At 64.2% G+C, this 11,072-nt stretch carries 15 protein-coding genes; 8 read left to right on the top strand and 7 right to left on the bottom strand.

Annotation, left to right across the window (positions count from 1 at the left end):
• Nucleotides 1–41: 41 nt before the first annotated feature.
• Together trhA and IGX34_RS01655 are read right to left on the bottom strand one after the other, a co-directional pair.
• Nucleotides 42–710, bottom strand: coding sequence for a PAQR family membrane homeostasis protein TrhA (gene trhA / locus IGX34_RS01650; RefSeq protein WP_192553915.1), 669 nt, complete (start codon nucleotides 708–710; stop codon nucleotides 42–44).
• Nucleotides 711–913: 203 nt separating this feature from the next.
• Nucleotides 914–1,354, bottom strand: coding sequence for a hypothetical protein (locus IGX34_RS01655; RefSeq protein WP_225737190.1), 441 nt, complete (start codon nucleotides 1,352–1,354; stop codon nucleotides 914–916).
• A gap of 381 nt (nucleotides 1,355–1,735) precedes the next feature.
• Here IGX34_RS01655 and IGX34_RS01660 point away from each other — a divergent pair, with 381 nt between their 5' ends.
• On the top strand, nucleotides 1,736–2,398 hold the full coding sequence (locus tag IGX34_RS01660; RefSeq protein ID WP_192553916.1) for an energy transducer TonB: 663 nt from the start codon (nucleotides 1,736–1,738) through the stop codon (nucleotides 2,396–2,398).
• A 78-nt stretch (nucleotides 2,399–2,476) separates the two neighbouring features.
• Here the strand turns inward: IGX34_RS01660 and IGX34_RS01665 are convergent, their stop codons facing one another.
• A complete protein-coding gene (locus IGX34_RS01665; RefSeq protein WP_192553917.1) occupies nucleotides 2,477–2,761 on the bottom strand; it encodes a hypothetical protein in 285 nt (94 codons plus the stop codon).
• A 269-nt stretch (nucleotides 2,762–3,030) separates the two neighbouring features.
• On the opposite strand from IGX34_RS01665, the gene IGX34_RS01670 reads away from it, so the two are divergent.
• The 3 genes from IGX34_RS01670 to cls all read left to right on the top strand — a co-directional run bounded on the left by IGX34_RS01670 (nucleotide 3,031) and on the right by cls (nucleotide 6,565).
• Complete coding sequence (locus IGX34_RS01670) at nucleotides 3,031–3,609, top strand: cysteine dioxygenase (RefSeq protein ID WP_192553918.1); 579 nt, start codon at nucleotides 3,031–3,033, stop codon at nucleotides 3,607–3,609.
• A 150-nt stretch (nucleotides 3,610–3,759) separates the two neighbouring features.
• Nucleotides 3,760–5,127, top strand: coding sequence for an FAD/NAD(P)-binding protein (locus tag IGX34_RS01675; RefSeq protein ID WP_192553919.1), 1,368 nt, complete (start codon nucleotides 3,760–3,762; stop codon nucleotides 5,125–5,127).
• Between the two features lie 37 nt (nucleotides 5,128–5,164).
• Nucleotides 5,165–6,565 (top strand): cardiolipin synthase, encoded by a 1,401-nt coding sequence (cls, locus tag IGX34_RS01680; RefSeq protein ID WP_192553920.1) that lies wholly within the window; start codon nucleotides 5,165–5,167, stop codon nucleotides 6,563–6,565.
• Here the strand turns inward: cls and IGX34_RS01685 are convergent.
• Nucleotides 6,562–6,945, bottom strand: coding sequence for a hypothetical protein (locus tag IGX34_RS01685; protein ID WP_192553921.1), 384 nt, complete (start codon nucleotides 6,943–6,945; stop codon nucleotides 6,562–6,564). The two genes, cls and IGX34_RS01685, sit on opposite strands and share 4 nt — an antisense overlap.
• Before the next feature lie 92 nt (nucleotides 6,946–7,037).
• On the opposite strand from IGX34_RS01685, the gene pncA reads away from it, so the two are divergent.
• Entirely contained in the window at nucleotides 7,038–7,673 is a 636-nt protein-coding gene (pncA, locus tag IGX34_RS01690) for a bifunctional nicotinamidase/pyrazinamidase (protein WP_192553922.1), read from the top strand.
• Between the two features lie 194 nt (nucleotides 7,674–7,867).
• Here pncA and IGX34_RS01695 read toward each other — a convergent pair whose 3' ends face one another.
• Both IGX34_RS01695 and IGX34_RS01700 read right to left on the bottom strand, forming a co-directional pair.
• Nucleotides 7,868–8,056 (bottom strand): CPXCG motif-containing cysteine-rich protein, encoded by a 189-nt coding sequence (locus IGX34_RS01695; protein WP_192553923.1) that lies wholly within the window; start codon nucleotides 8,054–8,056, stop codon nucleotides 7,868–7,870.
• Between the two features lie 2 nt (nucleotides 8,057–8,058).
• A complete protein-coding gene (locus IGX34_RS01700) occupies nucleotides 8,059–8,778 on the bottom strand; it encodes an HAD family hydrolase (RefSeq protein WP_192553924.1) in 720 nt (239 codons plus the stop codon).
• A 120-nt stretch (nucleotides 8,779–8,898) separates the two neighbouring features.
• On the opposite strand from IGX34_RS01700, the gene IGX34_RS01705 reads away from it, so the two are divergent.
• Nucleotides 8,899–9,804: an ion channel gene (locus IGX34_RS01705; RefSeq protein WP_192553925.1), complete on the top strand. Its 906-nt coding sequence runs from the start codon at nucleotides 8,899–8,901 to the stop codon at nucleotides 9,802–9,804.
• A 105-nt stretch (nucleotides 9,805–9,909) separates the two neighbouring features.
• Here the strand turns inward: IGX34_RS01705 and IGX34_RS01710 are convergent, their stop codons facing one another.
• On the bottom strand, nucleotides 9,910–10,284 hold the full coding sequence (locus tag IGX34_RS01710; protein WP_192553926.1) for a YciI family protein: 375 nt from the start codon (nucleotides 10,282–10,284) through the stop codon (nucleotides 9,910–9,912).
• A 171-nt stretch (nucleotides 10,285–10,455) separates the two neighbouring features.
• Between IGX34_RS01710 and IGX34_RS22470 the strand changes: the two genes are divergently transcribed.
• Together IGX34_RS22470 and IGX34_RS01720 are read left to right on the top strand one after the other, a co-directional pair.
• Nucleotides 10,456–10,875: a lipid-A-disaccharide synthase N-terminal domain-containing protein gene (locus tag IGX34_RS22470; protein ID WP_225737191.1), complete on the top strand. Its 420-nt coding sequence runs from the start codon at nucleotides 10,456–10,458 to the stop codon at nucleotides 10,873–10,875.
• Entirely contained in the window at nucleotides 10,790–11,059 is a 270-nt protein-coding gene (locus IGX34_RS01720) for a lipid-A-disaccharide synthase N-terminal domain-containing protein (RefSeq protein ID WP_192553928.1), read from the top strand. The genes IGX34_RS22470 and IGX34_RS01720 overlap by 86 nt, the downstream gene beginning before the upstream one ends.
• Nucleotides 11,060–11,072 lie beyond the last annotated feature (13 nt).

Consider the following 11,072-nt stretch of genomic DNA (forward strand, 5'->3'; position numbering starts at 1 on the left):
AAAGTTGCGGATGACGGGCTAGCTCGTCATCCGCAGCAAGCTCAGGCAACCGCGCCGGGCATTACGTAGAAGAACACCGCCAGAAACTGCAGCACGCTGCCGGCCAGCACAAAGAAGTGCCACACCGAATGGTGATACGGCAGCTTGCGCCACAGGTAGAACGGCACTCCGAGCGTGTAAGCCGCACCGCCCGCCAGCAGCAGCACCATGCCGCCGGTCTGCAGATGTGCCAGCAGCGGCCGGAACGCCACGATGCCAACCCAGCCCATCGCCACATACAGCAGCACCGCCAACCGGCGGTAGCGCTTGAGCAGCCCAAGTTCCAGCGCTGTGCCCAGCAGGGCCAGGCTCCACACGATGCCGAACAGGCTCCAGCCCCAGGTGCCGCGCAAGGCAATCAGCGTAAACGGCGTATAGGTGCCGGCAATCAGCAGGAAGATCGCGATGTGATCGAGCGTGCGCAGCAGGTGCCGCGCAGATTCCGCGCGAATGGAGTGATAAAGCGTGGATGCCGTGTACAGCAGGATCAGCGAGATGCCATACACCGCGCTGGCCAGCACATCGCTGGCCGAGCCGTGGACTGCCGCATGCATCACCAGCACCGCCAGCCCGACGATGCTCAGCACGATGCCGATGCCATGAATCACGCTGCTGAGCAGCTCATCGCCGAAGCCATAGCGCGGCAGCATTACCTGGCCGGATGCGGACATGAGGACACTCCTGGATGCTGGAGCGCAACCATAGCGGGAGCAGTTGTTGTTTGCCTATGTCCGGATGGTTCTATCTGTGCAAACGTTTGATGCGTTAGAACGCATCCGGCCGCCACCGCAGGTTGGGTTGGCGCAGCGCAACCCAACGATGTCGCTTCGATGATAGATCGCTGGGTTGCGCTGCGCCAACCCGACCTACGGGTCTACGGCTCGAGGATGAACGCTCCGAACGCAATCCCGAGATTCCACCCGCGTCCCTTGCCCGACAGCGCCAGCGACACGCTGCCCTTGGTCACCACCTGGCTGTCGGCACTGGTCTGCGCACCGGCATGCGCTTCCGCGCCGCCGTAGTGGCCGAGTACGTCGTGGATATCGTAGACGCCGGTAAAGTTGCCATGGCCGTCGTCGACCTGGGTTTTACCGAAAGTCAGGCCGCCGCCTTCGGCGCGGATATGCACCGGCATACTCTGCCCGTTATTGCACGTCACCGTGCCGCTGCCTTCGGCGCGCTTGTAGAACGCGGACCAGCCGGACAACTGGAACGACAGCTTGCAGTCGAGATCCTGCGCCGCCCGCGCCGGCATGGCGGTGTTGAAACCGCCCAGCGCCAGCAGCGCGGCAGTCATCCACTTCATGGCATGCATGGCTTTCATCAGCGCACTCCCGTGGTATCGGCGGCCATTCTCGCAAAGGCCGTTCGGATCGATCTGTGAAGTGCCATGCCGTGAAGGCGGCCATCACAAGGATTGCACGCGCCAGCAAGCCGTCCTTGTGCAAGATAACTGCCACGGATATCGCCTCCCCGATATCCGTTATCCTGCAACCCCGCACCCCTTGCGGGGTTTTTTTTGCCTGCCAGGGCAATCCGCCGGACTGGTTTCACGCCAGCCTCACACTGCGTAGACAGCTCTTGCACATGCCGGGCCTGCGGGCATAGGCTGAGGCCGCGCCTGCCACGATCCCTCTGTGTCCCCGCACAGCGTGCCCCAGACGCCCACAACCACATCGTCGTCAGGAGGTCGCTTATGCCGTCCGCAAGCCTGGCTGTCGCTCGTCGTCCGCACCCGGATATGGTGCGCGTTGCCGCATTGAGTGCGGCGATTACCCTCAACCTTGCCGCCTTGCTATTCGCTACGCGCCCGCTGGCGCCGCAACTCGCCCAGGTCATCGACAACGTCCGGGTGGAAACCGTCCGGCTGATCGATCCGCCGCCGAAACAGCAGCCGCTGCCACCGGACATCGTGGTCAAGCCGTTCGTCAAGCACGTGCCGGTACCGGTGCACATTCCGGTCGTGCAAAAGGAATTGCCGCCACCCGCAGTAACCACCCCGCCCACCACCGAACCGTCGACCAACAGCAAGCCGGTCGATACCGCGCCGCCAGTGGTGGCGCCGCCTTCCATCGCACCCGGCGTGACCTCGCTCGCCTATCGCGCCTCGCCGCTGCACTTTCCCGCACAGGCGATCCGCTCGCATATGGAAGGCACCGTGCATTTGCTGGTACTGGTGGACGCAAGCGGCAAGCCGGTCGATGTGAAAGTCGAGCAAAGCAGCGGCTATCCCTTGCTAGATAAAAGTGCGCGCGAGCAAGTGCTGTCGAGCTGGCAATTCCAGCCGGCGGTGATCGATGGCCATGCGGTGAAGGCATGGGCGCGCGTGCCGGTGAGTTTTGCGCTGCAACAGTTATAAAGCGGAGCGCCTGCAAAGCAGAAACCCGGCCAGCCTTGCGGCTGCGCCGGGTTTTTCATGCCTTATGCAAGCTACGCGTCAGCGCGCGGCCGGCGTGGCCGGCGAACGGCGCGTGGCGTGCACGATCAGCCACACCAGGCCGAACAGCAGCAGCGCCGGCATGCACAGCGGCAACAGCGACAAGGCCACCAGCGGCAGCACCAGCAGCATTACCAGGCCGCCGATCAGCAGGCCGATCGCCCCCGCCAGCAAGCTGAACACCCCGTGCACCAGGCCGAACGCCAGCTTGAACACCAGGCCGACCACCGACCCTACGATCCACAGCCCGGCAACCATTACACCTATCAGCATCAGCTCGATCATGTCCGTTCTCCGACGTCAGCTGTCCGTACGATGCGCCCCATCCGACATCGGTTTAAACGCCGGCCGGTGGGCGTGAAAACAGCATAGGCCGATGCCGGGCCGCAGCCATGCTGCGAAAGTCATGCTTGAATCGGTCCGAGCCGCACCAAGCTCGTTGGGGCGCAAGCTTGGATGCCTTATCGGTGATTCTTGCGAACAGCATCGCCTTACGACCATTTAACAGTGGACATGCTCCACTCCCGCTCGTCTCCGGTCCGCTCACGGAACTTATGCGTACATATCGACACAGCCTCAAGGCATTACGCGACGCTGCGTTCGCCCATACGCTGGATAAAAATCCCGATCTTGCTTCGTTGTCGCGCGAGCTTGGCAGCATCGTGCATGGCGATGCGCAGGCGCTCGCCCATGGACTGGCCAATCTTCGCCGCAACAACCGCGGTTTCGAACGCTGGCTGCTCGGCCGCCGCGGACGGCCCGGCGTGAGCGTGCTGGTGATGGCGTGGCCGCCCGGCTACAGCACACCTTCGCACGACCACTCCGGTCTGTGGGGCATCGAGCTGAGCCTGTACGGCGCGCTCGAAGTGGAATCGTGGTCGCGTCCATCCACCGCCGAGCCATGGCAGCTGCGCGGACGCGACTGGCTCGGCCCCGGCGATGCCACCTGGTTCGACGCGGACGTGCCGTACATGCATCGCTGCCGCAATCTTTCGCGGCACGAAACGGCGTTGACCCTGCATGTGTACGGCGGCGATCTCGAGGACTACACCGCCTACGAACAGGCCGGCCCGCAGCCGCTCTGGCTCAGCCAGCCGCAGCGCGCGCGGATTGCCGGTCCGCTGCGCGTCTGATATCTAACGGATGAAGTCGCGGTGTGTCGCCGCGTGCATTCATGACGGATGCGCGCGCGAGACCATCACGCACGGATCGGCACAGCACACCGGGATGAGGCCATCGCGCCGCATCCCGGTATCGATTTAGCAATCTAAGCAAGGGAAGACATGTTTCGACGGGTCGCCATCATCGGCGGCGGCGCCGCAGGGGCCACATTGCTCAGCGAGTTGCTGGAGCGCCCTGCCTCGCAGCCGCTGCATCTGGACTGGTATACCGGTGGCGGTACGCCCAGCCGCGGCGTGGCCTATGGCACGCGTTCGGAACGCCACCTGCTGAATGTGCGCGCCGCATCGATGGGCATGTTCGCCAACCGTCCCGGCGGCTTCCTCGAATACATGCAGAAGCGCGACCCCAACATCAGCGGCAACGATTTCCTGCCACGCTGCTGGTACGGCGATTACCTGGAAACCGAAACCACCGCCGCACTGGCGCGCGCCAAGAGCCACGGCCATGACGTGCGCATCGTGCCGCATGAAGTGGATGCGGCGGTGCCGGAAAACGATGGCGTCACCCTGTTCCAGGGCGAAACCACCACCCGCGTCGATGCGGCGGTGCTGGCGCTCGGCGCGCTGACGCCGCGCCCGCTGCCCGGCGTGGACGACGATGCGCTAGCCAGCGGCCGCTATGTCACCCTGCCCTGGTCGCTGCTGGCCGATGCCAAGCCCGACACGCAGCCGCACAAGGTGCTGGTCATCGGCCTGGGCCTCACCGCCGTGGACGTGATCGTGGAACTGGCCGCGCGCTGGCCCAATGCCCATTTCACCGCCATCTCCCGTCATGGCGTGCTGCCGGAAGTGCACCAGGCGCATGCCTCGCTGCCGTACGAAGACAGCGACGAACTGGTGGAGACGATGCGCGATGCACCGGACATCCGCACCTGGCTGCACTTGCTGCGCGAGGCGATCGAACATACCGACGACTGGCGCCGCGTGGTCGACAGCCTGCGGCCGCACACGCCCGGCTTGTGGGGGCTGCTGCCGCACAACGATCGCGCACGTTTCCTGCGGCATGCACGCTGGGCCTGGGAACGCGCGCGCCATCGCCTGCCGCCGCAGGTTGCGCACGCCATTACCGCACTGGAAAAAGAAGGACGACTGCAGCGCCGGCGTGGCCATATGCACCGCGTTTCGCTGACGCCGAACGGATTGCAGATGCGCTTCGCCCCCAAGGGCCAGACCGTCGAACAGCCGCTCGACGCCGACCTGATCGTGCAAAGCGTGGGTCTGGAAACCGATGTGCGCCGTACGCAGCACACCTTGCTGCAGCAAATGATGACCAACGGCCACATCCACTCCGATCCGTTCGGGCTCGGCATCCATGCCCTGCCCAATGGGCGCGTACTGCACGACGGCAACGCGTGGCCGCGCCTGTTCGCGATGGGCAGCATGCTGCGCGGCACCTTGTGGGAATCCACTGCCATGCCGGAGATCCGCCAGCAGGCGCGACACCTGGCCGACCAGTTGCTGGCCGGCTAGGGCAAAGCGCAGTGCGCGTGCGAGAATCGCGCGCACCATGAGCATCCCGCATCTCATCACCGTGCTGGCCATGCTGCTGCATGTGGCCGGCATCCTCGCCGCCATGCATGCGGTAATGCATACGCGCACGCCGCAAGGCGCTTTTGCATGGGTGCTTGGGCTCACGCTGCTGCCGTACGTCACGCTGATTCCTTATCTGTATCTGGGGCGCAGCCATTTCTACGGCTATGTCACCCTGCATCGCGCGCATCGGCAGCGGCTGTCGCAGGTATCGCTGCCCGGCGAACTGCTGGGCGTGCCCGAGCCCTGCATGCGCTACGCCGCGCTCACCCAGATGCTGGGCAGCAGCTTCCACGCCGGCCAGAAGCTGCGCCTGCTGATCGATGGCGACGCCACCTTCGAGGCCATCCTGGCCGCCATCGCCAAGGCCGAGCACTGCGTGCTGGTGCAGTTCTTCATCTTTCACGACGACGAACTCGGCCGGCGCATGCAGCAGGTGTTGCTGGAACGTGCGGCGGCCGGTGTGCAAGTGTTCGTGTTGTTCGACGGCATCGGCAGCCATGCGCTGCCCCGCCACTATGTGCAGACCTTGCGCGATGGCGGCGTGGCGATTTTCCCGTTCGCCACCCAGCGCCACAACAACCGCCTGCAGCTCAACTTCCGCAACCACCGCAAGATCGTAGTGGTGGATGGATCGCTGGGTTTTCTGGGCGGCCTCAACGTGGGCAACGAATACCTGGGCCTGAAACCGCCGCTGGCGCCGTGGCGCGATACGCATCTGGAAATCGCAGGTCCCGCGGTAATGGACCTGCAGCGCAGCTTCGCCGTGGACTGGCACTGGGTCACCGGCGAATTGCCGCCGCTGCTGCCGCCGCAGGCGGCGCCCGGCGATGCCTATACGCTGATTGCCGCCACCGGGCCGGCCGATCCGCAGGAAAGCTGTTCGCTGTATTTCACCGCCGCGATCAATGCGGCGCGCCAGCGGCTATGGCTGACCACGCCGTATTTCGTGCCGGACCAGGCGGTGATGTCGGCGCTGCGGCTGGCGGTGCTGCGCGGCGTGGATGTGCGCGTGCTGATTCCGGCACGGCCCGACCATCGCACCGTGTTTCTCGCCTCTACCCTGCACGCACACGACGCCATCGGTGCAGGCATCCGCATCTATCGCTACCAGCCCGGCTTTATCCACGAGAAAGTGATCTTGATCGACGACGACAGCGCCAGCGTCGGCAGCATGAACCTGGACAACCGCTCGTTCCGGCTCAATTTCGAGATCGGTGCACTAAGCGTCGACCGCGGCTTCGCGGCGCAGGTGGAACACATGCTGCTGGACGATTTTGCGCGGGCAGTGGAAATCACCCGCGACGAATACCGCAAAGCCAGCTACCTGCGGCGGCTGGCGATGCACGTGGCGCGTCTGTTCGATCCGATTCTCTAGTCCCCGCGCAGCACCCGCTTCCAGTCGCCGCCCGTGACGATCCAGCCGGCGCCGGCACCGATCATCGCGCCGAGCATTTCGCACAGCACGCGCAGGCCGATATTGTCCGGGTCGTGCACTTCGGCCAGCCTGGCCTTCAGGTACTGGAGCGACTGCACCTGGCCGTAGTTGAAATAAAACAGGTCCCACAGGTCGCCGCTGGCGGTCAGCACCAGGGCGACCAGGAAGGCAATGGCCATTTTCTGCAGCGGATTCCAGCCCTGGTTGCGGCCGATGAAATGGGCCGCCACATACAGCAGCAAGGCCGCCACCAGGCTGATCGCGCCGGCTTCCAGGCCGCCCACCATGCCATAGCCCATCCACGATTGGTCGTAATGCATCTGCGCGCTGTCCCCGGCGTACGTTGAACGAATCGCTTGCATTATGCCGTCGATCGGCAGTGGAATCTTGCGGTCCCCTGCGAGTCCAGCCCATGCATAGCCACGCCGCCCTGATCCTCGTCGACATCCAGCCCGACTTTATGCCGGGCGGCGCCCTGGCCTGCCATGAAGGCGACGCCATCGTGCCGGGCATTTCGCATCTGCTGCAACGGCGCCTGTTTGCGCAGGTGGTGGCCACGCAGGACTGGCATCCGCGCGGGCACGTTTCCTTCGCCAGCACGCACCCCGGCACCCGGCCCTTCCAGCAGATTCCGCTGCATGGCCACGTGCAGACGCTGTGGCCGGACCATTGCGTGCAGGGCACGCCGGGCGCCGGGCTGCATCCGGCCGTCGACTGGTCGCCGGTCGACCTGATTCTGCGCAAGGGCAGCGACCCCGAGGTGGATTCGTATAGCGGCTTTCGCGAAAACCATGGTCCGGGCAGTACGCGCCCGAGCACGGGGCTGGCCGGCTGGCTGCGCGAGCGCGGGGTGAACGAGGTGTACGTGGCCGGATTGGCACGCGACGTCTGCGTGCTGTGGACAGCGCAGGATGCGCAGGCGCTGGGCTTCAAAGCGCAGGTGCTGTGGGAGCTGACGCGACCGGTGACGCCGGAGAGCGACGAGGCGACGCGGGCGATGTTGCGTGAGCAGGGGATTGGGGTGGTGGAGGCGGCGGAGCAGTTGTAGCCGTGGCGCCGGGCTTCAAAGCCGTTGTCCCAGCGGGAACTGGGATCCATCAGCATCGAAGCAAAGTCGCTGGATCCCAGCTTTCGCTGGGACGACGGGGGTTGGAGTTCACGGTGAGGTGAAGTTCAAAGGGAAGTGGAGTTCATGGCGAGGTGGTATTCCATGTGTGCGGGTTATCCCTCGCCGCAAGCCACTTACGCTTCGTCTTCGCCCGCAACACTCACATGCGCACGATCATCCGCATCGACCCACACCTCGATGCTGATCGGGCGGCAGCACACCTGGCAGTCCTCGATGTAATGCTGGTCGCCGGCCGAGGCATCGACCAGGATCTCGATGCGCTCGCCGCAGTACGGGCACTGGATAGCACGCGCATCGAGCATGGCTATGCCTCGGTCCGTGCGGACAGTTGCGCGATGGCTGCGGCAATGCCGGCCGGGCCATCCACGGTCAGCATGCGCGGGGCATCGGCCTCGCCCAGGCTGTGTTCCAGCTCGTGCTCCCAGGTGACGTGATAAGGCATGTGCACGCCCCACCCGCCCAGGCGGATCACCGGCTCGATATCCGAACGCAGCGAATTGCCCACCATCGCAAACTGCGCCGGTTCCAGCGCGAATTCGGCCAGCACGCGGCGGTAAGTGGCAGCGTCTTTCTCCGACACGATCTCGATGCGGCCGAACAAACCGGCCAGCCCCGATTGCGCCACCTTTTTCTCCTGGTGGAACAGGTCGCCCTTGGTGATCAGCACCACCGCATGCTGCTCGGCGACTGCCGCCACCGCCTCGCGCACGCCCGGCAGCAGTTCCACCGGGTGCTGCAACACGCCCTTGCCCACCTCCACCAGCTGATGGATGTCGGCGGCGGAAATGCGCCCCTCGGTGATGGCGATGGCGGTTTCCACCATCGACAGCGTCATGCCCTTGGCGCCATAGCCGAACAGCTGCAAGTTGCGCCGCTCGGTGGCCAGCATGCGTGCCTGTACCTGGGCATCGCCCACATCGACATAGCGCCCGATGATCGCTTTGAACTGCGTGCTGGCGTCGCGATAAAAGCCCTCGCTATGCCAGAGCGTATCGTCGCCGTCGAAGCCGATGAGCTTGAGCATGAAACCCGCTGCCGGTGCCGTGGATCGCCAAGCTTACTCCGCCGTGCCGCCCTGCTGCAGCGCCCGCTTGCCGGCCGCGCGCCGGCGCTACAATGCCGCTCGCACAAGGAGCCCACCCGCATGGCCAAGTCCCGCCCCTCGCTGTTCCAACGCAGACCACGCATGGTGCAGATCGGCGGCCGCCCCTTCATCTCCGAAGGGCTGCCTGAGCGCCTGTGGGACGACTTCTACCACCGCGCCCTGACTATCAGCTGGCCGGTGTTCTTCGGCATCGCCACCAGCGTGTTCCTGATCTTCAACGCGATCTTCGCGATGGTTTACCAGGTGGATCCGAACGGCATCGCCAACCAGTATCCGAAGGGTCTGGCCGGCGCGTTCTTCTTCAGCGTGGAAACCCTGGCCACCGTCGGCTACGGCGACATGCATCCGCAGTCGATCTACACCCACGTAGTGGCCACCGCGGAAATCATCATCGGCATGGGCAATATCGCGGTGATCACCGGCCTGATCTTCGCGCGCTTCTCCCGCCCGCGCGCCAAGATCCTGTTCGGCAAGCACCCGGTGATCCGCATGATCGAAGGCAAGCAGACGTTGATGCTGCGTGCCGCCAACATGCGCATGAACCTGATCGCGCAAGCCTCCGCCCAATTGCACCTGCTGCGCCAGCACGAAAGCCCCGAAGGCTTCCGCCTGCGCCGCATCGAAGACCTCTCGCTGGTGCGCGATCACCATCCCATCTTCATGCTGAGCTGGAACGTGATGCATGTGATCGACGAAAGCAGCCCGCTTTACGGCATTGCGCCGGAAACGCTGGACACAGCCGAGGCCACGCTGCTGCTGACCATCGAAGGCATCGACGAAACCACCTCGCAATCGATGCTGGCGCGGCACCAGTGGAGCTTCAAGGAAGTGCGCTGGAACCACCGCTACCTGGATCTGGTACGGCGCGACGAGAACGGCGTGAACGTGATCGACTACACCATCTTCGACGAAGTGCTGCCGCTGGAAGAAAAGCCACACTCGTAGGCTCGGTTACCCCGGACGTGATCCGGGGTTAACCCAACGATGCTTGCGGTTTGGATGAAGATCCGTTGGGTTACGCTGCGCTAACCCAACCTACTCTCGCTCGGCCTATGCCCCGACGCGCGCGCGTTCGGCATCGATGTCGTGCACCGGCCGCACTTCGATGCATCCGGTCCTCGCCCACGGAAAGGTCTGCGCGATGCGCACGGCCTCGTCGATATCGGCCGCCTCGATCAGATTGAAGCCGCCCAGATATTCGCGCGTTTCGGCAAACGGGCCGTCGACGATGGTGGTGCGGTTGTTGCGCACGCGGATGGTCTTGGTTTTCATCGGCGGCTGCAGTTGCATGGAATCGAGCAGGTGGCCTTCGGCGCGCAACTCGTCGGCGTGCTTGAAACAGCCGTTCATCATCGTGTCGAACTCGCCGGGCTGCAGTGCGTTCAGCAAGGTGTCGTCGGAATAGATCATGACCAGGAATTTCATGGCGTTCTCGCGTAATGGGCCAGGTGCTTTCCACAGCACGCAAAGACTAGGCCAGGTGGCAGCCCCGAATCCATAGACCGATGGCATGCCCGGCCGGGGTGTCATGTCATAAAGTTCACCTATGGGTTTGCGATGCTGTCTCCACGTCCTGCAGGTAGTGCTTCCATGGGAATGTTCAGCAACGGCTGGCTGGTATTCGGCCTGCTCGGCCAGGTGATTTTTACGGCGCGTTTCCTGCTGCAGTGGCTGTACAGCGAATACAAGCGCCACAGCGCCATCCCCATGGCGTTCTGGTACGCCAGCGTGCTCGGCGGACTGATCCTTTTTTGCTATGCCTGCCATAAGGAAGATCCGGTATTTATTACCGGGCAGACCGGAGGCTTGCTGATCTACCTGCGCAATCTCCAGCTGCGTTTGCGTGAAAAGAAGGAACAAGCGCGCCTCCGCGTCCTGATGCAAGTTTCGCGCAAGTTTCGGGCAAGCCGGTCGATCGTCGAGGTGGTGCATGTCGGTAGACAGCGTGTGGATCGGCACCGGCCTGTTCGGACAAGCCTTGTTCGGTGCGCGCTTCCTGGTGCAGTGGCTGTATAGCGAAGCGCGCGGCAAGAGCGAGATTCCCAGCGTGTTCTGGTACCTGAGCGTGGCCGGCGGCGTGATCCTGCTCAGCTATGCCATTCATCGGCGCGAACCGGTGTTCATCATCGGCGAATCGATCACGCTGCTGATCTTTCTGCGCAACCTGCAGATGCTGCATAAACGACCCGATCCGGGCTGACGGCGGGCACGGC

Source organism: Dyella acidiphila (assembly GCF_014863405.1).
In the GTDB taxonomy this organism is placed as follows: Bacteria; Pseudomonadota; Gammaproteobacteria; order Xanthomonadales; family Rhodanobacteraceae; genus Dyella_B; species Dyella_B acidiphila.